Genomic DNA, 21,309 nt, shown 5'->3' with positions numbered 1-21,309 from the left:
GTGCCGCAGCCTGGGCGCGGGCCCGCCGGTCTCGGCTCGCGCTGCTGGCGTTGATCGCGATCCCGCCTTGTTGGCTGCTGTGCCGGCTGCATCCGGCGGCTCCCGGCGTTCTCGCCGGGATTTCGCCGGGGCGGGCGGTTGCGGCCGCACTGGTGCGGGCGCTGGATGGAAGGGGCGCATGGCTTCCCGGAGCCGCGCTGGCGCTGGGAACCGTCGGGTTGACGACCGCCGCCCGGCTCGTGCCGGCGGGAATCGCTTTCCCGGCAGCGGCGCTCCGGAGGAAGCCCTCCCCCGCCCTCCTCGCCGCGGCGCGCCGGCTCTTGGGACCGGTCCGGGCGCGCGAGCTCGCGTGGCACGGCGCTGCCGGGGCGGCGCTGGTGCTCGCTGCCGCCCGCGCCGTTCGGAGCGCGGTGCCCGAGGGCCCGGCGCTCGCGCGCGCCGGCGTGATCCTCGCCGCCTGGATCGCCGCCGGAGCACTCGCGCCCCTCGCGGCGAACGTCCTCGGCTGGGGCGGCCGCGCGGGGGCGGCCGTCGCCCTGTTGCCGGCGCCGGGCTGGAGGCTGCTGGCGGAGCCTCTGGCCGCTGTCGGCGCAGCCGCCGGGGCCGCCGTCGCGGCGACCGCCGCCGCTGCCGCCGCAGCGGTGGACCCGCCAGCGGCCCTTCGCGCCGCAGCCGCCGGTTCAGGGGCCGTCGGCGCGGCCCTCGGGGCGGGGGCCGTCGCCTCGGTGCGCTGGCCCAGGGCCGCTTCGCTCGGCGAAGCCGGCGGCCCTCTGTGGGGTCCCGACCCCGCGCGCCTCATCCTGCCGCTGGCGCAAGCGATGGCGTTCGCTCCCGCTGCGGCGGGCCACGGACCGCTTTCGCTCGTCGTGTCGCCGCTTCTGGGTATGCTCGCCGCTGCCGCGGGGCTTCGGCTCGCCGCCGCCCGCCTCGACGCGGCTCGTCCGGCGTTCACGGAGGCACTGTTGCGATGAACCGCCACCTGTTCGCGTCGATCCTCGGTCTCGCCGCAGCCGGCACGGCGTGGGCCATGCCGGCGGTCCACGTCCTCCCGGACCGCAGCGCGGAGATCGAGGGACGTTTCTTGCTGCGAGAGGACCGGACCCAGACGGAAATCGGCTCGGTCAGGCTCTCCGGGAGGGCCGGGGAACGGCTCGAGCGACAGGTGCGGCTCGCCGCCTCGGGGAGCGCCTGGACGGTGGACCTTTCCGTGGTTCCTCGCTCCGCCGGGAGCACCGACGCGTGTCTGCTGGATCTCGAAAGCGGGGTCCGACACCTCGGGGAGGAAGCGCCGAAGCGGACCCGGCGGCGGCTGCGGGTGGCCGAGGGTCGGGTCGCCCTCGTCGACGTGTGGAGCGACGGCGGCGAGCGCGGCCTGGTGCTGGCGCTCGCATGCCGGTGGGAGGTCACGCCGCGCGTCGCACCGGTCTCCGGAAACGCCGCCCCGTTCTCCGTGGTGATCGAGCTGATGGCCGGCGCAGCGGGGGAACCGCGCCTGCTCGAACGGCATCTTCTGACCGGGCTCGTCGGCGAGCCGCTGATGTACGCGTTCGGGCGGAGCGCCGGGGACGGGGCCGCCGCAGCGCGGGTGGAGTTGTCCATCGTCCCGCGCTCGATCGACTCCGCCGGCGCCGACCTCGACATCACGCTGCGGCGCGACGGGGAGGGCGCTTACGAAGGCGAGGCCTCGCTCGACCTGTCGGTGCGCGAGCACGTCCCGGCGGGAGCGTCCCTCGACCTGCCCCTGCCGGCGCGACCCGACGGCACCCGGCCCTTTTTGCGAATCCGTCCGGTCTACTGATCGCCCGGCGGCGCCGCGATGCGCCGGGCGCGCCGGCCATGTAGCATCCCGGCGCATGAGGCAGCCTCGGGTCCCGGAAAGCGAGGCACGACGCATCGCACGCCTCGCCGGCCTGTCGATGCCGCCGGAGGAGCTCGAGCGCCTCGCGGCCGACCTCGGCCGGATCGCGTCCTTTTTCGCACGGCTCGAGGAGCTGCCCGAGGAAGAGCCGCCATCGGAGTCATCCTCGGGCCCCCTGCGCTCCGACCGTCCGCGCCGTTGTCTGAGCCGCGCGGCCCTCCTCGGTTCCGCGCCCGAGTCGGCCGACGGGCTCATCCTCTTCCCGGGGGTGCTGCCGTGAAGCCCCGCTCCGCTCCGAGCGCGGCGGAGATCGCCCGGAAAGTCCGCGGGAGGACGCTGACCGCCGAGGAGGCGGTGGCGGATGCGCTGTCGCGCCTCGATGCCGCCGCACCACTCAATGCTGTGGTGCACCGGAACGACGAAGCGGTCCTCGCTCGCGCACGGCGGGTGGACGCGGCCATTCGGCGCGGCGCGCCTCCAGGCCCCCTCGCCGGGGTGCCGGTGGCGGTCAAGGACAACATCTGCACGCGGGATCTCCCCACGACCTGCGCGTCCCGGATCCTCGCCGGCTACGTCTCCCCCTTCGCGGCGACGGCGGTCCGCCGGCTGGAGCGCGCGGGAGCGATCGTCGTGGCGAAGACCAACTGCGACGAGTTCGCGATGGGCGCCTCGACGGAAACGAGCCGCTTCGGCCCCACCCGCAACCCCCGGGATCCGCGCCTCACCCCCGGTGGCTCGAGCGGAGGCTCGGCGGCGATCGTCGCCGCCGGGGCCGTCCCGATCGCGCTCGGTAGCGACACCGGTGGTTCGGTGAGGCAGCCGGCCGCCTTTTGCGGGGTCTTCGGACTCAAGCCGACCTACGGGCGGATCTCTCGCTGGGGGCTCGTCGCGTTCGCCTCCTCGATGGACCAGATCGGTCCGATCGCCAGGAACGCCACCGACCTCGCCCTGGCCCTGCAGGCGATGGCGGGACACGACGCGAGGGACGCCACCTCCAGCCGGAAGCCGGTCCCGGACTGGACGGGGTCGCTCGACGGGGGCGTTCGAGCCTTGTCGGTCGGACGCCTCGAGGTGTCCGGAGTCGACCCGGCCGTGCGGGAGGCGGTCGAGTGGGCCGCGGAGGCGCTGGCCGGTGCCGGCGCGAAGGTCACGCCCGCGACCCTCGACGGCTACGAGGGAGCGCTCGCCGTCTACCATGTCGTGGCCGCGGCCGAGGCTTCTTCGAATCTGGCGCGTTTCGACGGCGTCCGGTACGGGTTCCGCGCCGCCGGCCCCTCCGGCTGGCGCGAGACGATCGAAACGACCCGCGGCGAGGGCTTCGGAATGGAGGTGAAACGCCGCCTGATGCTGGGGACGCTGGCCCTCGCGTCCGGCCGCGTCGAGGAGCGGTACGGACGCGCCATCCGCGCGCGCGAGGCCCTCCGCCGGATCCTCGACCGGCGGCTCGGTGACTGCGACCTGCTCCTCGGGCCGGTCTCCGACGGTCCGGCTTTCCCGCGGGGCGAGCGGCACGACCCCATGGCGCTGTACGCCTGCGACCGCCACACGGTGTGGGCCAACCTCGGGGGCCATCCCGCCGTCGCCGTGCCCACGCCGGTCGCGGCGGGTGCCGCGCCGATCGGCGTCCAGCTCCTGGCTCGCCGTTTCGACGAGACGTCCCTGCTGCGCGCCGCCCGTGTTCTCGAATCGGCAGCGGCGGGCTGCGCATGATCCGCCCCCCCCGAGCCGGTGCCGCCCTCGCGGCGGCCGCATGCTTCGCGATTCCCGCGGCCGCCGGGGTGGAGATCGACGAGAACGTCTCCGCCCGCTTCGAGCGCGGCCGCGAGATCGTTCTCGAAGCCTTCCCCGAGAAGGGTGAAGGTTACCTCTCTCTCGCGCGGCGCCTGTGCGGATCGCCGGACAAGGCGGCGGCCCTGCAGGCGGCGAACCGCGGGCTGCCGCCGATCCTCGGGCGGCCGCTCGTCGTGCCGTGGGATCTGGTCCGCCAGGAGTACCGGCTCCTGGCGCTGCGCGCCCTGTTCCCGGAGGACCGTTTCGAAGACGGGGCTTGGATCCACTTCCCGTCCGCGGCCAAGGGCCTGAACCATGCCGAGAGCCTCTGGCAGGTGGCCTCGTGGTTCGCGGGAGACGGGGAGAAGTGGCTTGAGATCGCCCGGGCGAACGGCCTGTCGGGGCCGGAGCTGCCCCGGGGCCGCCCGGTGAGGGTGCCGGAGGCGCTTCTGCTCGAGCCGTTCCGACCTCAGGAGCGAAGCGAGGACGGCCGGCTGGAGTACGCGCGCGACGCGTCCGGGCCGGTGGCCGTGTACCGGCTGCGGAAGGGCGAAGCGTTGTACTCGGCCGTCGTCCTGCGGTTCACCGGACTGGTGGAACAGGACGATGTGAACCGGGCGGTGGAGCGCATCGCGAAGCGGAGCGGGATCGACGACGTCCGGAAGCTCCCCGTGGGCTTTCCGGTGAAGATCCCGTTCGACCTGCTCGACACGTCCTACCTGCCGCGCCACCACCCCCGGCGCGTCCTGGCCCGCATCCACGCCAGCGAACTCACCTCGGTCCGGGTGCCTCGCAGGAAGGCGAGCCTGGACGGCGTTCACGTCATCCTCGACCCCGGCCACGGCGGGGCGGACCTCGGCGCGCGCCACAACGGGGTCTGGGAAAGCGACTACCTGTACGACGTCGCATGCCGGGTCAAGAAGATCCTGGAGGAACGGACGGCGGCCACGGTGCACATGACCGTACGCGATCCCCAGCAGGGCTGCCGGGTCGTGGATGCGAGGAAACTCGAGGCGAACCGACGCGAGGTGGTCGCCACGCACCCGCCGTACCCGATCCGGGGCGGCCGCAGCACGAAGGTCTCCGTCAATCTGCGCTGGTACCTCGCGAACGACATTTACCGGTCCCTCGTGAAGAAGGGAGTGCCCGAGAGCAACGTGGTGTTCGTCAGCCTCCACGCCGACGCACGCCACCGTTCGCTCCGGGGTGCCATGGTGTACATCCCCGGCGAGCGCTACCGGCGCGGAACCCACGCGATGCGGGCCTCCTCGGTCTACCGGAAATTCGCCGAGTGGCGCTCGGGTCCGCGCGTCTCGCTGTCCCGCCGGGAGCGCCTGCGCGACGAGGTGATCTCGCGCCGCCTCGCGGAGGCGATCCTCCGCGCCTGGCGCGAGCGGAAGCTCCCGGTGCACTCGACGCGGCCGATCCGGGACCACGTGGTCCGGAGCAGCCGGCGGGGACGGACGTCCCGTTGGCTTCCCGCGGTGCTGCGGGGGAACATCGTGCCGGGAAAGGTCCTGCTCGAGCTGGTGAACATCAGCAATCCCTCCGACGCCAAGCTCCTGGCCGATCCCGCCGGCCGGGCCCGCATGGCCGAGAGTCTGGCGGAAGGCCTGAAACGCTTCTTCGAGAGCGGGGAGACCGGCGGCGCCGGGCGGGTGGCCCGGCGCCGGTGAGAGGGGCTCCGGCGCGGCAGGGGTCCCCCGCCGGAGCCGCCACGTGAGGTGTGGATGAGGACGACGGCCACCCGACGAGGACTCGGCGCCTTCGCGCTCGCGGCCGCCCTGGCGATTCCGGCGTCCTCGGCCGCCGACGGGTCCGGTCGGTGTTTCGGCGCGTGGCTCGACGCTTGGGCCGAACGAGCGGAGCGGCGGATCGACGGGCCCTCGGCCCTGCTGCCGCTGCGCGTGATGACCAGCCTGGCGGGAACCGCTCCCGACCCCGCGGCCGTAACGTCGGTGCTCGAGAGATTGCGGCGGACGCGCAGAGCCGACCCGCTCGTCGCAGCCTATCTCGACCGGGTCCTGCTCCAGGAGGATCTCAGGCGGGGGCGGGTGGCGAGCGCCGCCACCCGCGCGGCGCGCCTCGGCACGATCACGCGCTACGAGGTCGCCGGCCCCTTCCCGGCGGACGTGAAGGCCCTACCGGAGGGCGCTTCCTGGAAGGAAATCGCCACCGGGCCGCTCGGAGAACTCGATCTTCACGCGCTGATCTCCCCAGCGGCGGAGAAGGCGGCGGGCGTGCGCTTCCGGGTCTCGGTCGGCCGCCGCACGGCGGCGGCTCTCCGGCTCGGCCTCAGCGGAGAGGGAGAGCTCTTCGCGGACGGGCGGCTCCTGGCGCGGTTCGAGGGGCCCAGCAGTGCCCGGCCGGACCAGGAGATCGTGGCGGTCGACCTCCCCGCCGGCGAGCACCGATTCACCCTCCTGCTCCGCCACGACGAGGATCCCTGGCGGTTGATGGTCCGGGTGACCGACCGGGAGGGCCGGCCCCTCCCGCCTGCACCTCCCGCACCGCCGAAGGCTCCGGCGAAACCGTCCCGCCGGAAGGTTCGCAGCGCGGTGGCGGAACTCGAAGATTCGGCGCGGAGAGGCCGCCCGGTGTGGATGGCGCGCCTGGCCGTCGAGCTCGCGGCGCGGCACGACGAGGGTCCCCGGCGCGAGCGGGCCGTCGAGCTCGTCCGCGACGCTCTGCGACGGGCGCCCGGCAACGAGGAGGTTCTGTGGGCCGCGGTGCTGGTCGAGCGGGACGAGAGCCGGCGCCGCGAGGCGATCGAGCGGCTCCTGGAACTCGATCCGGAGGATCCCGGAGCCCTGCGGGCGCTGGTGCGCTACGAGCTGCGGTTCGAGCGAAAGCGCGCCGCGCGCTCCACCGTGGACCGGGCCGAACGAGCTTGCGGTGAGCCGGATCCCTATCTGGAGCTGTGGCGGGCCGAAACCGAGCTCTCCTCAGGCTACCGGGCGGGCGCGCTGGCCCGAATCGAGGAGGCGCTGGCCCGGTGGCCGCGCCATCCGGCTCTCCTGGCGGAGCGTGCGTCGCTGCTCCGCGAGGAGGGATCGGTGTCCCAGGCGATCGCGGCCTACCGGGAGGCGTACGAAGCGGACCGTCTGAAAGGCGACGTTCGCCGCCATCTGTACGACCTGCTGCGCCTCGCCGGCCGCGAAGGGGAGGCCGACGAGCTGATCGACGATGTGGCGGCGATCGCCCCGCTCTGGATCGGATGGAGGTTCCGGCGCGCGCGCGCGCGGCTCGCCGAGGGCGACCTGGAGGGCGCCGGACGCGAACTGGCCGCCCTCGAGAAGATCGTTCTGCAGCGGGCGGACCTCGAGATCCTCCGAGGCGAGGTCGCCTTCGCGGAGGGGCGTCCGGAGGCGGCGGTCGCGGCTTGGCGGCGCGCGCTGGAGCACGGCGCCAAGTCGCCCGAACTGGCCGACCGCATCGCGGCGCTCACGGGAGAAAAGGGCGCCTTCGACGAACGATGGACCGAGCCGCTCGAAGAGATCCGGGCGCGCATCCGGGAGGCTCCCCCGGACCTGGTCGGAGACGAGCCCGCCGTGGTGGCGGCCCATACGACCGCGTACCGGGTGCGCCCCAACGGCGTCGCGGAGCGGTTTCGCCAGATCGTCTACTGGGTCCGGCGGCCGGAGGAGGCCGCCAGCCTCCGCCGCCACACGATCACCTACTCTCCACGCCTCCAGAGGGCGCGCGTGCTGGAGGCACGCTTGGTGCGGAGGGACGGGACGGTCGTGCACGCCACCAGGGAGGACCGGGCCCTGCTTCCCGACCTGCAGCTTCGGACCTGGTACGACACGCGCGTGATCGAACTCGCCTTCCCCCGGCTCGACCCGGGTGACCTCGTGGAGCTGCGCTACCGCGTCGACGACCGCGGTCCGGCGAATCCGATCGCGCCAGGATGCTTCGGCGACATCGCAGTGCTGGGATCGGCCGCCCCCACGCTGTCCGCCCGGCTCGTCATCGAGGCTTCCGAGACGCTGCCGGTCCGCTACGCGCTCAGCCACGCCCCCCCGACCGGGCCGCCCCGGACGGAAAAGAAAGGCGGCTGGACGACGACCGTGATCAGCCTCCCTCCCCTGCCGGCCCATCCCGACGAGCCGGGCGCACCGCCCCCGCTCGAGAGGCTCCCCCACGCGATCCTCAGCACGGTTTCGAGCTGGGAGGAGCTGGCGGGAATGTACGCCCGACTCATCGAGGAGCAGATCCACGGCGGCCCGGACATCGAATCCCTGGTGAGGCGGATCACACGGGGCCGCCGCAGCCGGAGAGAGGTGATCCGAGCCATCTACGACTGGGTGATCGAGAACACGCGCTACGTGGCCCTCGAGCTGGGAATTCACTCCCTGAAGCCATACGACGTGACCGACGTGCTCCGGCGGCGCCACGGCGACTGCAAGGACAAGGCGGGCCTCATGGTCGCCATGCTGGAGGAGGCCGGCGTGGACGCCGACATCGCGTTGCTGCGCACGCGCGGCAACGGATCGGTCGACACGACGTTGCCCCTGTTCTCCGTCTTCGATCACGCCATCGTGCGGGTTCCCGACGAGGACCTGTGGCTCGACGGGACCGTGCTCCACCACGGCATGGGTGAACTCCCCATCCCGGACAGGGGCGGTCTCGCCCTCGTCGTGGACGACGAAACCGGCTCCGGCCGCCTCGTGACCACTCCCCCCGCCGAGCCCGGGAGCGACGTTACGAACCGCCGGGAACGGGTCGTTCTGGGTCCCGACGGATCCGCGCATGTGGAAGCCACCGTCGAGGCGCGGGGGGAGGCGGCGGCCCGCGCACGCGCCCGGTTCCGGCTGGCCGACAATCGGAAGGGCTCGCTCCAGGCTCTCCTCCGGAGGGACTGGCCGGACGCGGTGGTCGAGACGGCGCAGTTCCCCCGGATCGGCCTCGACGACGAGGTGGTCCGGTACGGGTTCGAGGCGGCGATCCCCCGTTACGGAACCGTCCGCGGGAGCCGGCTGAACGTTCCGCTGGCGGCCCGGCTCCCGGCACTCCCTTCCGCGCCACCGGGACCCCGGCGCACGCAGGCGCTGCGGCTTCCCGATCCCTTCGAGCGGGAGGTTCGGTCGGACCTCGAGCTGCCGGACGGATGCCGGGCCGTCGAAACGCCCGGCTCGACCTCCGTCGACTCGGAATGGGGAACGCTCGAGATCGACGTGACGGGTGGGGAGAGGGAGGTCACGGTGACGGCGCGCCACGTCTTCCGCGGGGGAACGGTGCCGGCCGGGCGCCTGGAGGAGTTCAGGCGGTACGTGACCGCGGTCCGCGAGGCGCTCACCCAGAGGATCGCGGTCGCCTGCGGCGACCGGCGAGAGGCGCGCGGGAGGTGGCCGTGAGGGCCTCGATCCGCCGCCTGGTCGCGGGGATCGCGGCGCTCGCGGCCGCCGGCGCGCTGCCGCCGGCCCGCGCGGCGTCGGCCGAGTGGGAGGCGCTCCTCCTTCACGGCCAACTCCAGCCGCTCCGGGAGCGGTGGGAGCGCTCCGCGAACGACCTCGGTGCCGCCCTCGGTCTGGCCGCGGCGCTCGACGCCCGCGGCGACACCGACGGAGCGCTCGCCGTCTTGAGCGCTGCGGTGGAAAGCTCCTCGGCGGCCGGTCTCCCGGCCGCGGGTGCGCTCGCCCGGGCGCTGCTGCTCTCCGATCGCGCTTCCGACGGCGGGGCTTCGCTCCTCCCGCTTCTCGATCGGATCGCCGGCGGGGAGCTGCCCGTTCCCGATCCGGAAGCGGCCTCCCTGGCCCGCCTCGCGCGCGTCGACATCGTGCGGCGGGCCGGACGCGGTGCGGGCGCCCTCGCCTCCGCGACGAGAGCGGCCGGCCTCGTGACGCGATGGCGGTGGCTCGGCCCGTTCGGCCGGTTCGACCGCCTCGACATGGCACGGACGTTCCCCCCGGAGCGCGGCTCCATCGCCATACCGGCGCCCGCGCCCGCCATGGGCCCCATGGGCCTCGAAGCGGCGTACGGCGACGGGATCGCGGTTCTTCCCGACGATCTCAGGGGTCCGGGGGTCGCCTACGCGGTGGCCGCTTTCGACCTGGACCGGGCGTCGGACGCTCGGGTGCGGGTGAGCTGCGATACCAGCTTCGAACTCTGGATCGACGGCGTTCGCGCCGCGGGCGCCGACCGCTGGCGCGAACGTCCCCCCTCGGCCCAGGCCTTCCTGGCGCGGCTGCGGGCCGGGCGGCACCGGCTCGTCGTGAAGGTTCCCTCCGGCGAACGGCGGCCGACGGTCTCCGTGGCCCTGGAGCGAGCCGACGGCGCCGGCCCGCTACCGGGGGTGGCGGAAGCGATCCCCGACGCCGGAAGCGAGCCCGCCGGGCTGGAGGGAGAGCCGGCTCCGTCCCCATCCCCCTTGGACGAGGAGGCGGCGGCCGTCGATCCGGCCGCCGACCCCGAGACCGCCGTGGCGGCGCTCTCCTGGCTCACGGTTCGGGGGCGTGTCCGGGAGGTGGGAGCCCTTCTCGAGCGCTTCGCCGCCGCGTGGCCGGACGCCGGACTCCCGTCGCTGTGGTTGGGCCGGCATCTCGCGGAAGCGGAGACCGGCGCCTCACCGCTATCCGACCTCGCGCAGGCGAGAAGCCGCCTCGAGAAGGCGCTCGAGGCCGACCCCCGGTTGATGCGCGCCCACCTGCTGCTCGGCGAACTGGATCTCCTCGACGGGCGGCTGGACGCGGCCTATGGCCACGCCGAGGCGGCTCTGGCACTGGTCCCGGATCAGCCGGACGCGCTGGAGCTCGCGCACCGGGTGGCGCTCGAGCGCGGCTTCCTGCCGGAAGCCGATCGGGCCATCTCCCGCGCCCTGGCCGAAGCGCCGGGCCGCCCCGACTTGCTGGAGGCAGCCCTCAAGCTCGCCCGGCGGCGGAACGCCCCGGGACGGGCTTTCGAACTCTCCGAGGAGTCCGCGCGTCGCGGCGCCTCCCCGGTGTCGCACGCACGCCTCCTCGCTGCCCGCGGCGATCTCGCCGGCGCGCTGGCTCTCCTCGACGCCCGGCTGGCGGCATGGCCGGCGGATGCCGGCGCCCGTCTCGCGAAGGCGCTCCTACTCGCCGACGCCGGGCAGCTGGAAGACGCGCTCGGAACCGTCCGGGAGATCACGGTCCGAAGGCCCCGCAACGTCACCGCGCGCCTCGCGGAAGCGGGTCTTCTGGACCGGTTGGGCCTGCACCGGCAAGCGGAGTCCGTCCTGGAGAGGGTTCTCGAAACGGCGCCGGGCCGCCTCGACATCAGGGAGCTTCTGTCGATGAGAGGCCGGCGCGAGCCGCTGACGAAGTTCCTCGTCGATCCCAGGGAGGTGCTCGATCGGGCGAGGTCTCGGGGCCCCGGCGTCGACTCGGCCCTTCTGGCCGACATCGCCGTGGTGGAGATCGATGCCCGGGGCGGCCAGACGGAGCTGTACCAGGGCATTCACGCGGTCTACACGCGTGCGGGCGTGGACAAGGAGGGAGAGCTCGAGATCCCGCCCGGAGCGCAGGTCGAGTGGATCCGGATCCACAAGAAGGACGGACGATTCGTCGACGTGCGAACCGGGAGGCGGCGGCCGGTCAGCCTCCCCGGGCTCGAGCCGGGCGATGCGGTCGAGTACGTGTGGTGGCGCTACATTCCCCCGCTTTTCGGCTTGCCCGGCGTTCTGGACAACCGCTCGCTGTTCGTGTTTCAAGGTCCGCAGCGGAGCTTCGCGCTCAGCCGGTACGTCGTCGCGCACGACGAGCGTCTCGACGTCCATACCTGCGGCGACGAGCGCGGGTTGGAGGTGCAGCGCTCGCACGAGGACGGCCTCGCCATCGTTTCCTGGACGGCTCGCGGCATGCCGCGGCTGCATCTCGAGCCGCACATCGCCGACCGCGTCGAGGCGGTGCCGCACATCCGCCTGTCCATGGGCGCCGACTGGGCCCTTCTCGGGGATGGGATCCGGAACGCTCTCGTGGGGCTGCTGAGGATCGATCCCCCCCTCGACGCGATGCTGGAGGAGATCCGCCGCCGTGCGGCTGGGGGCGACGAGGAGGCGCTCGCCCGCGCCCTCCATGCGGTCGTCCTCGAGAGGCTGCGCCCCGGCGCGTCGAGCTTCGCCCCGTCGCTCCCGGCGAGCATGGCCGCCTCGGCCGGCGAGGGGAACCGGCTCCTGGTGGCGGCCGCTCTCGCGAGGGCACTCGGCTTGCGGGCGCGGATCGTGCTCGCCCGTCCGATCGAGCAGAAGGGCCGCTTTCTCGACTGCCCCGGTCCGGACCTGTTCGGCTACCCGCTGCTCGAACTGACGGCCGGCGGCCAGCGCGTCTTTCTCGACTACAACGGCGCCGATTTCCCGTTCGGAGAGCTGGAGCCCCGGCTGGCGGGGAGCGACGCCCTGTTCGTGCCGCTCGGCGAAGGGGAGGCAGCGGTGGAGTCCCTTCCCCCGCTCGAGCCCCGGCTGCTCAGACGGGACGAGGCCGATCTCCGCCTCGATCCGGACGGCAGCGTGTCCGGCCGCGTCCTCGTCGAGTTCCGAGGAAGCCTCGCGGCGCACACCCGCCGGCTGTTGGAAGGCGTCCCCCGCAATCGCCTGCCGGAGGTCTACCAGGCGCTGGCGGGCGACCTGTTCCCGGGAGCGGCCGTGCACGACGCCGACACGGACGGGACCGGCGACCCGGAGCGGCCCCTCCGGTTGACGCTCGAGATCGGCGGCGGGCGGTGGCCCAGGCGGACACCGTCGGGGTTCGCCCTGCCGGTGGTGCTCGAACCGATGAACCTGCTGGGCGAGTACGCCTCGCTCGAGCGGAGGCGGCAGCCGCTGCTCTACGACGCGACCGCCCTGCAGCGGGAGGAGATCCGCCTCACCGTCCCCCCGGGTCTCCAGATCCGGGACGTGCCGGCGCCCGTCGAACTCTCGGGGCGTTTCGGATCCTACCGGCTCGAAGTCAGCGCGGAAGGGCGCGTCGTGTCGGTGGTGCGGGAGGTTCTGCTCCCGCCCCAGCGCGTCGAACCCGAGGACTACCCCGAGTTTCGGCGGCTGGCCATGGAGGTCGCCCAGGCCGAGCGCGCCGAGATCGTGCTCCAGGCCCCGTCCCCGTCGCTGGCCCCGCGCGGCGACGGGGAGGAGCGGCAAGGCGCCGCCGGGGAGCGGAGACTTCCCGACCCGCTCGACTCCGGGGCTCCGTGAACCGCGGCAGGCTTCAGCGGGGGATCGATGCGAGACAAGAAACGGCCGGGAGTCGGTTCGGTCGCCCCGCCCTGGATCGATGCGACCCGCCGCTCCCGGCCTCGTCCATCAACCTGGCGCTACTCTACGCCGCTCCCCTGCCCGGCACCCTGACTTCCATCAAGCTCGCAGGTGACATCGGTTATCGGGCCCGGCCGGCGGCATAACAAAGCGGAGGCCTTCCGGCCTCCGCCTTGGATGGATCGGAGTGGGACGACCGATCAGCCGAACAGGCTGCGGATCGCATCCGCCGTCTTGTTGCTGATCACGATGCTGTCGGAGAGCGTGAAGGTGTCGCGGACGGCGCTGAACTGGGTGCCCGCGTCGGCGAACGCGCTGTTCGCCGCATCCACGGCTCCGCTCACGTCCACGTCGCCCGTGTTCTGGTCCACGACGCTCTGCAGGACGTTCGCCATCGGCGAGTCCGTCGCCAACAGCTCCTGAACGAAGCTCCACAGCCCCACGCTCGGGGCGATGCGGCTCTCCAACTCCTCGACCTTCAGTTTACGGCTCATCCAGACTCTCCTCCGGCATGCCGTGATGCATGCCCATGGACGGGTCCGGGGCTTTCCGGCCCGTGTCGAACGGAACGGCGCCCCGCCGGGGGTCGCGGGGCATCCCGTCCGGCGGACAAGCAAGACGCGGGCCATGCGCCGCCGGCGCCGGAAACCGGCGCATTCGTCCGCCGGCGTTCGGCGGGACGGATCCCGGCAGCCGCGGGTCCACCGCCACGTGGACGCGGCCACGATTCCGCGCTTCCCCGTTTCGAATTGGAACACCGCGCGGCTACAGGAGCGACACGTCGACCAGGCGGAGCAGCCGCCGAACCAGGAGCCGCGCGGCCGGCATCCGCCCCGCCACGATCTTGGCTGCCCCGGTCATTCCCGGACGGAGCAGCCCGTCCGGGTCCTCCACGCGGCAACGCACGCGGAAGGCGGCGCGGCCGAGGGCATCGCGCTCCGCCACGGGGGCGATCTCCTCGACGACGCCCCGGAAGCGCCTCCCGGGGAAGGCGGTGAACCGGAGCTGCACCTCCTGTCCCACGCGCACGTCGCCGATCTCCGCTTCGAGAACCATGACCTCGGCCCGCAGTCGGGACGGATCGGCGATTTCGAGGAGCACGCCGCCCGCCGGAATACGTTCCCCCAGCCGCTCCGAGAGGTCGCTCGTCACGACGACGCCGGAGACGGGAGCGCGGAGATCGAGGGCCGCCTTGCGGCGCTCCAGGTCACGCTGCTTGGCCTCGAGCCGCTCCACCTCGGCTCGCCGCGCTTGGATCTCCTCCGGCCTCGGGCCCTTCTCGAGAAGGCGCGCCTGCTCGAGCGCCGAGCGCAGCGCGCCCTCCCGGACCGCCAGCTCTTTCGACACCTGCTCGAACTGGTCGGCGGCGACCAGACCCTCCGAGCGGAGTCGCGCCAGGCGCGCGACGCGGGAGCGCAGGTGCTCCACCTCCGCTTTCGCGGCGCGGACCCGCTCGCGCGCCTGCTGCACCTGCTCTTTCTGCGGGCCCCGCTCGAGCAGCGCCAGTTCCGCCCGCGCCCGCTCGATCTCGGCCCGGGTCACCTCGAGTTGAGCCTCGATGCCGGCCGGGTCGAGTTGCGCCACCAGCTGGCCCGCGCGGACCTCGTCGCCCTCGCGCACCAGCAGCCGCGCGAGGTTGCCCGGCTCCTCCGCCCTCACGGCGACCCGCGTCGCCGCCTCCAGGGTCGCGGGACCGGAGACCTTCAGCGTCAGCGGGACGAGGCCGGCGGCGCCGAGCGCGGCTGCGGCCGCCGCGACCCCGGCGAATCCGCGCCCTCCCGCGGCCGCGAGCCTTCGCCCGAGCGCGCTCCCGGCCGACCGGAGGGGACGGCGCAGGAGGTACAGGGCGAACGCGGCGAGCGCCGCCGGTCCCCAAAGGCCGGCCATTCGGGCCGCGACCGCACCGGCACCGCGAAGAAGAATCCCCAGGATGGCGAGGATGTAGGCCGCCGACAGGAGACCGTACAGGGCGAGGAAAAGGCGGGTTCTCGGTTTCCGCGGCGCCCGGCCCGCCGCGCGGAGGCCGAACCCGCCCAGAACGAACCGCAGGGCCTCGATCCGGAGGTTCGGAACGCCGGACAGGTCCGACAGCACGTAGTAGCCGTCGAGCCGCATCAAGGGGTTGAGATTGAGCAGGAAGCTGAACCCGGAGGCCGCCACCACGGTCAGCGCTGCGGTCTCCGCCGGACCGGGCGGCAGGAGCCGCCACGCGAGGAGGGCGAGGGCGGCAGCCAGCAGGTCCCACAGGGGGCCCGCCAGCCCGACGAGGGCCCGGCGCCGCCGGTCGCGGAAGAGCCAGGCGTCCGAGACATCGACGTAAACCGCGGGAAGGAAGAAGAGGATCAGCAGGATTCCGAGCTCCGGCACCTTGCCGCCGTAGTGCTTGCAGGTCAGCCCGTGCGCCGACTCGTGGACCGCGGTGAGGGCCAGGAGCGTGACGAGAAGAGCACCCGCTGCGCCCGCCCGGCCGAGGTCGGGCATGGCCGCCCCGATCTCGGCCGCGTGCCGGACCGCCACCAGACCGGCCGCCGCGAGCACCAGCCCGTAGACGACGGCGAAGCCCCTGGTCCACACGAACCTCAGCGCCGGCTCGACGGCGCCGAACCACCGGTCGGGATCGAGGAGCGGAATCTGGTAGTACAGGGCCGAGCGCCGCCGCTTTCGTGCGGTTCGCTCCCGCGCCTGCTCGTGCGCCGCGCCGGTCTGGAGCAGGAGCTGCCGGATCGCGGCTGCGCGCCGGTTGTTCGGGTTGGCGGCGAGGATCTCGTCGAACGCCCGCAGGGCCGCCGCGAACCGGCCGGCCCGCAGCAACGCCGCCGCCTCGTCGAACTTCCGGGCCTCCTCGGGCGGTCTGCGGACCACCGCCGTGCCCGGCGGCGGGGGCTCGTCCGCGGAGCGGAAGCGGAACCCGCCCGCCTCGAGCGCCGCGACCACCTGCCGCCCGAGTGCCGGCGCGCAGGCGGGGAGTTTCGGCCCGCCGCCCTCGACCAGATCCTTGTCGCGGAGGGTGTCGATGAACTCCTGGATCTCCTCGAGCGAGAACTCCTCGCCGAAGCGCGAGGCGAGCTCGACCTGGATGTCGACGGGGGTGTGGCGGCCGTCGAGCAGTTCGAGGATGGCTCCCTCCAGCTCGTCGAACCGGAAGTACTTGCGCCGCCGGGGGTCCTTGACCACCCGCCCCCTTCCGGTCTCGCCGTCCGGCATCACCAGAAGGTCGCGCCGCAGCCGGGGCTGCGCGGAGGGATCCCGTTCGGTCACCGTCTTCCCCGCTCCGCCGCGATCACTCCGGGCTGGTGACGCGGGCCCGGACCAGATAGTACCGTCCGCTCCGGGTCGGCTTGATGAGGCCCTCCTCGACCACGTCCCCCTCGAAGAGGTCCTCGAGCACGGCCCCCTCCTCCCCGTCGAGCACGATCTCCGCCTCTTCCGGCACCTCGAAGACCACCCGTCCTCCCTCCGGGTCGCGGATGGCGAGGGTGCGGCTTTCGAGGTCGATGCCGACGATCGTCCCGGTGATGTGGATCTCGTCCGGCACCGGCGCCGCGAACAGCGCCGGTGCCCCCAAGAGCACCACCGCGACGGCTCCGATCCGCCATGGACCCAGGCTCATCGCTCTTCCTCCCGGCCGACCGGCGGCACCCGCCGCCGTCCCGGCCCGAATATCGCCCCGCACGCCGCGCACGGCCAGCCCGCCGGTCGAAAAGCCCTGCCGGGCGGGGCGTTTCGCCGTATGCGAAACGTGATACAAATGGCCCGGCCAGCCCGCCGGGGAGGCGGCGGGGGCCTTCGGGGGATACGCCATGCTCAGGTTGCTTTCGTCCGTGCTGCTCGGCGCTCTGCTTCTCGCCGCCCCGGCCGCGTACGCCGATGGGGCTTTCGACCTGGAGGTGAGGCTCGATCTCGGCGGTGACGTCGGCGCGCGCCTCCGGGCCGGGGACCGGCTGCAGGTCATCCTGAGGCCGCAGGTGCAGTACGGGAGACTCTCCGAGCCGGGCGAGCCCACCGTGCTGGAGCGGGAGTTTCGGCCGGGAACCACGAGCGAGACCGTCCGCTTTTTCCGCGCGCTCGATCCCGACCAGATCTATCGGCTCGAGCTCCGTCTCCTCCGGACCGACGAGCGGGGACGCCTCCGGGAAGTGCGGTACTTGTCGGCCCTGCACAAGCTCCCGACGACCTCGGTCACCGAGGCGATCCGGGTGCGGCTGCACCGGGGCGATACCCGCGATGCTCGGGACAACCACGTCCTGATCACGCGCGATGCGGAAGGGCGGCTCGTGGTCCGGATGTTCACCGCCTAGCGGGCCACCGGCGTCCACCCGCTACCAGCCGCACGTGCGCCCCTCGTTTTCCTGCTCGAGCCAGCGGAGCAGAGGCTCGAAGTAATCGAGGATGGCGGTGGCGTCCATTTCCCGCTCCCCGGTGAGCACCTCGAGCGCCTCCGGCCACGGCCGGCTGCGCCCCATCGCCAGCATCTCGCGGAGCCGCCGCCCCGCCTCTTCGTTGCCGTAGATCGAGCACCGGTGCAGGGGCCCGGGATCGCCGGCGGCGCGGCACAAGGCCCGGTGGAACTGGAACTGGAGGATGTCGGCCAGGAAGTAGCGCGTGTAGGGGGTGTTGGCGGGGATGTGGTACTTCGCCCCGGGATCGAAGTCTTCCTCCGTGCGGGCGATGGGGGCGGCCACACCCTGGTACTTCTCGCGCAGCTCCCACCAGGAGGCGTTGTAGCGCTCGGGCGGGGTTTCCCCCGAGAAGACCTTCCACCGCCACTGGTCGATCATCAGACCGAACGGAAGGAAGGCCACCTTGTCGAGCGCGAGCCGCATCAGGTAGCCGAGATCGGCGTCCTCCCCGGGGAGCTTGTCGAGCAGTCCGATCTGCTGGAGATAGGCGGGAGTGATCGACAGCGCGATCGTGTCGCCGATCGCTTCGTGGAATCCGTCGTTGGCGCTGTCGCGATACAGAGGGGGCTGGGCACTGTAGGCCCGCTGGTAGTAGTTGTGCCCGAGTTCGTGATGGATGGTGACGAAATCCTCCGCGGTGACCTCGATGCACATCTTGATGCGGAGGTCGTTCTCCATGTCGATGTCCCAGGCGCTCGCGTGGCACACCACGTCGCGGTCGCGCGGCTTGCGGAACAAGGAGCGCTTCCAGAACGTCTCCGGGAGCGGGTCGAACCCGAGCGAGGAGAAGAAGCGCTCGCCGATGCGGACCATCTCGAGCTCGTCGACGCCCCGCTGCCGCAGCAGCGCGGTGAGGTCGTAGCCGGGGTCCGCCGCTGGCGGCGCGACGAGGTCGTAGATGTTCGACCAGCTCTGCGCCCACATGTTGCCGAGCAGGTGCGCGGGGATCGGGCCGTCCGGCGGAACGATCTCCTCTCCGTAGCGCTCGGCCAGGCGGCTCCGGACGTAGCAGTGGAGCTGCACGTAGAGCGGCCGCACCTGCTCCCAGAGCCGCTCGAGTTCCCGCTCGAACTCCTCCGGCGGCATGTCGTATCCGGACCGCCACATGGCGCCGAGATCCTCGAACCCCAGCTCGCGCGCTCCCTCGTTGCCGAGTTCGACGAAGGTCCGGTACAAGGGCCGCATCGGCCGGGAGATCGTTCGCCAGCCCGCCCAAGCGTCGAGCAGTTCCTTCGGATTGCGGCTCTCGGCCAGCACACGGGACAGCTCCTGGAGATCGAGGCAGCGGTCCGGCTCGGGACACCATTTGCCTTTTCCGTACAGGCTCGATAGTTGGGCCGCGACCTCAGCCAGCCGCTTCTGCTTGGCCGGGTCGCTCGGCGCCGCGAGCGGGAGGGACAGCTTGATCAGCTCGAGCTTCCGGGCGACGTCGGGATCGAGATCGAGCCCCGAGAACCGAGTCGCCTGGAGGGCCAGCTCCCGGGTCAGGGCCATCAACCGTGCGTACGCTTCGGCTTCGAGGATCTCGGTGTCCTCGGTGATGAAGTTCTCCTTGACCCAGGAGGTCCGCTCGTTGCGGACCCACTCGTCGAGCAGCCGCTTCTCGGCGTCGGCGACGAAGGCCGCGGCGCCGTCGGGGGTTCTCGGAAACGGGGACTCCGCCTGGCGGCAGCAGCCGGACGAAACAGCCAGCGCCGCCGCCAAGGCGGCGATCGGAAGCCACCGGTGCAGTGCGGGGACGGACATGGCGAACTCCTCTCGGGCGGGAGGGTCGTCGCGGAAAATCGCAGTATAGCCAGCCCCGTCACCTCGGGGGGACCAGGTCGGCGGCGACGGGCAGGTGGTCGGCCGCTCGGGCGGTCGCCGCGCAATCCAGCGGCTCCCCGGACAGCGGCATGAAATCTCCCGGCGGCGGGTCGTCGACCCCGTCGTCACGGCACCCGTCGTAGACCACCGCCCGTTCGACCCGGATCCGCTCCTCGACCCACAGCAGGTCGATCCGGCGCCGCGTCGGCGGGTGGGTCACGACCTCGTTCGGGGCGTCCTCCCGCACCGCCCTCACCAGCCGGAACCCCCTCTTGTGGAGCTCCGAGAATGGTGCCCCCCCGATCGGAAGCCGGAGATCGGCTCCCAGCCGGAAGGTGGGCGGGAGTCCCGGTGGGATCCGCCGGAACGTGCGCCCCGCGCCGGTGAACCGGGGATCCTCGTTGAAGTCGCCGGCGACGACCAGGGCCGCTTGCGGCGCCGCCCTGCGGAGCCGATCGATCGCCTGTCCGAGCCGCCGGGCTTCGATCCGCCGGCGGAAGTCGTTCGCCGCACCGCCCCCGGCCTTCCAGTGCACGGTCACGGCGACGAGGTCGGCGCCCCGCCCCCGGATCCGGCACGAGAGGATGTCGCGCCCGATGTCGTTCGCCCGGGGGTCGCCGGCGAGCGTCGCGGCCGACCAGGAGCGGCTCTCGACGATCGGGCTTCGGGAAAGGCAGGCGGAGCGCAGCCCCCCGGAGAGGGTGCCGTGCACCTCCGAGAGGGCAAGGTCGGCGTAGCCGGTGGCCTCGGCGAGGCGCCGCACGCGCCTCGGGCCGTCGTCCTCGGTGATCTCCTGGACCAGGACGAGATCGGCGCCGAGCCGGCGGAGCACCGCGACCAGCGCCCGCCACGATGCCGAGCCGGGCCGCCCGAGGCCTTCCACGTTGTAGGTGGCGACCCGGATCGACTCGGCGGGAGGAGGCTCGGGCGCGGTCGCCGCTCGGCAGGCGAACGCTGCCAGGGCGAGGAGCAGGACGCTGGGGGCTCCCGGGCGTCGCCGCATGGTGGCCCTCTCGTTACGATCGGGGCGGCATCGCGCCGCCGGACGGGCGATATTGCCACGGCGACGGCGCGGCGGACGAGATGGCCCCGAACTCCCCACTCGATGCGGTCGATGGCCGGACCCTCGACGCGGTGGTCCTCGGCGGCGGCATCTCCGGGGCCGCCACCGCCCGGGAACTCGCGGCCCGTGGCTACGAGGTGCTGCTCGTCGAGCCGAGGGACATCGGGTGGGGGACCTCGGGGCGCTCGTCGCGGTTGGTCCACGGGGGCCTCCGGTACCTCGCCTCAGGGAAGGTGGGGCTGGTGCGCCGGGCCCTCCGGGAGCGGCTGGCCCTGGTCCGGGCGGCCCCTCACCTCGTCAGGCCGTGCCCGTTCGTCCTTCCCCTCTACGACGACGATCCGTTGCCCTGGCGGGCGGCGGCCGCCGCCGGCTTGGCCCTGTACGACCTGCTGGCCCGTCCCCGGTACGGGTGGCCGCCGCCGCGGGAAATCCGGCCCGACCAGGCGCGGATCCTCATTCCCGGCCTCGAGCTGCGGGGCGTGCGGCGAATCCATCTCTACCATGACGGCGTCACCGACGACCGCCGGCTGACGCTCGCCACGGCCCTCGACGCCGCGGCGGCGGGTGCCGTCCTGGCGACGCGCTGCGAGGCAGGAAGCCTCGAACCGCTTCGTGGCGGGATCGCGCGCCTGTCGGTTCGCGACCTCGTCACCGGGGAGAGCACGTCCGTCGAAACGCGAGCCCTGATCAACGCGACGGGGCCGTGGTGCGACCGCACCCGGGACCGACTCGGTCTCGAGGGGCGGCCGTTGCTGCGCCCCTCGCGCGGGGCGCACCTCGCCGTGGAAGGGCGGATCGACGCCGCGGCGCTGCTGAGGCATCCGCGCGACGGCCGGATCGTTTTCCTCGTGCCGGCCGCGTGCGGCTTCCTCGCGGGAACCACGACCGGGGACGACGGCTGTCCGCCCGACGAGGTTCGCGCGACGGAGGAGGACCAGGCCTACCTCCGCGAGTTCCTCCATGCGGCCCTCCCGGGAGGGCACGGCCGGGTGCGCGCCGCCTTCGCCGGCCTGCGTCCGCTCGCCGCCGGACGCGGTCACCCCGACCGGTTGAGCCGCGACGCACGGATCGTCGTCGAGCGCTCGGCGGGCGTTCCGGTGATCCATCTGGTCGGCGGCAAGCTGACGCTCCATCGAGACATGGCGCGGAGGGCCGCCGACCGCCTGGGGCGCCTCGTCCCCCCCACCGGCCGGCCCCGGCC

14 protein-coding genes are annotated in these 21,309 nt (G+C 73.2%); 9 read left to right on the top strand and 5 right to left on the bottom strand.

Annotation, left to right across the window (positions count from 1 at the left end; all coding sequences use genetic code 11):
• From D6718_07285 to D6718_07255, 7 genes are all read left to right on the top strand, one after another.
• The coding region (locus tag D6718_07285) for a hypothetical protein (protein ID RMG45505.1) at positions 1-971 on the top strand (971 nt) is incomplete at its 5' end.
• Positions 968-1,798 carry a hypothetical protein gene (locus D6718_07280; protein ID RMG45504.1) on the top strand — a complete coding sequence of 277 codons (831 nt, stop codon included), beginning with the start codon at positions 968-970 and terminating at the stop codon, positions 1,796-1,798. The genes D6718_07285 and D6718_07280, both read left to right, overlap by 4 nt.
• Before the next feature lie 55 nt (positions 1,799-1,853).
• Positions 1,854-2,138, top strand: a complete 285-nt coding sequence (locus tag D6718_07275; GenBank protein ID RMG45503.1) for an Asp-tRNA(Asn)/Glu-tRNA(Gln) amidotransferase GatCAB subunit C — start codon at positions 1,854-1,856, stop codon at positions 2,136-2,138.
• A complete protein-coding gene (gene gatA, locus D6718_07270; GenBank protein ID RMG45502.1) occupies positions 2,135-3,568 on the top strand; it encodes an Asp-tRNA(Asn)/Glu-tRNA(Gln) amidotransferase subunit GatA in 1,434 nt (477 codons plus the stop codon). The genes D6718_07275 and gatA overlap by 4 nt, the downstream gene beginning before the upstream one ends.
• A complete protein-coding gene (locus tag D6718_07265) occupies positions 3,565-5,304 on the top strand; it encodes an N-acetylmuramoyl-L-alanine amidase (protein RMG45501.1) in 1,740 nt (579 codons plus the stop codon). Before gatA ends, D6718_07265 begins: the two co-directional genes overlap by 4 nt.
• A 54-nt stretch (positions 5,305-5,358) precedes the next feature.
• Positions 5,359-8,985: a DUF3857 domain-containing protein gene (locus tag D6718_07260; GenBank protein RMG45500.1), complete on the top strand. Its 3,627-nt coding sequence runs from the start codon at positions 5,359-5,361 to the stop codon at positions 8,983-8,985.
• Positions 8,982-12,779: a DUF3858 domain-containing protein gene (locus D6718_07255; protein ID RMG45499.1), complete on the top strand. Its 3,798-nt coding sequence runs from the start codon at positions 8,982-8,984 to the stop codon at positions 12,777-12,779. Before D6718_07260 ends, D6718_07255 begins: the two co-directional genes overlap by 4 nt.
• Positions 12,780-13,039: 260 nt before the next feature.
• On the opposite strand, the gene D6718_07250 is transcribed toward D6718_07255, so the two are convergent.
• The 3 genes from D6718_07250 to D6718_07240 form a co-directional block, all read right to left on the bottom strand.
• A complete protein-coding gene (locus D6718_07250; GenBank protein RMG45498.1) occupies positions 13,040-13,333 on the bottom strand; it encodes a hypothetical protein in 294 nt (97 codons plus the stop codon).
• Positions 13,334-13,604: 271 nt separating this feature from the next.
• Positions 13,605-16,097: an HlyD family efflux transporter periplasmic adaptor subunit gene (locus tag D6718_07245; protein ID RMG45497.1), complete on the bottom strand. Its 2,493-nt coding sequence runs from the start codon at positions 16,095-16,097 to the stop codon at positions 13,605-13,607.
• A gap of 22 nt (positions 16,098-16,119) precedes the next feature.
• Positions 16,120-16,449 carry a hypothetical protein gene (locus D6718_07240; protein ID RMG45496.1) on the bottom strand — a complete coding sequence of 110 codons (330 nt, stop codon included), beginning with the start codon at positions 16,447-16,449 and terminating at the stop codon, positions 16,120-16,122.
• Positions 16,450-16,639: 190 nt separating this feature from the next.
• Between D6718_07240 and D6718_07235 the strand changes: the two genes are divergently transcribed.
• Complete coding sequence (locus D6718_07235; protein RMG45495.1) at positions 16,640-17,137, top strand: hypothetical protein; 498 nt, start codon at positions 16,640-16,642, stop codon at positions 17,135-17,137.
• 21 nt (positions 17,138-17,158) lie between these two features.
• Here D6718_07235 and D6718_07230 read toward each other — a convergent pair whose 3' ends face one another.
• Positions 17,159-18,985 carry a peptidase M2 family protein gene (locus D6718_07230; GenBank protein RMG45494.1) on the bottom strand — a complete coding sequence of 609 codons (1,827 nt, stop codon included), beginning with the start codon at positions 18,983-18,985 and terminating at the stop codon, positions 17,159-17,161.
• Between the two features lie 58 nt (positions 18,986-19,043).
• Positions 19,044-20,048: a hypothetical protein gene (locus tag D6718_07225; protein RMG45493.1), complete on the bottom strand. Its 1,005-nt coding sequence runs from the start codon at positions 20,046-20,048 to the stop codon at positions 19,044-19,046.
• Positions 20,049-20,128: 80 nt separating this feature from the next.
• On the opposite strand from D6718_07225, the gene D6718_07220 reads away from it, so the two are divergent.
• Positions 20,129-21,309: FAD-dependent oxidoreductase (locus tag D6718_07220; protein RMG45492.1), on the top strand; the 1,181-nt coding region annotated here is incomplete at its 3' end.

The sequence above is a fragment of the Acidobacteriota bacterium genome, assembly GCA_003696075.1.
In the GTDB taxonomy this organism is placed as follows: domain Bacteria; phylum Acidobacteriota; class Polarisedimenticolia; order J045; family J045; genus J045.
Note: the sequence above shows the minus strand (reverse complement) of the source record. Positions and strands in the feature narration are given on the sequence as shown.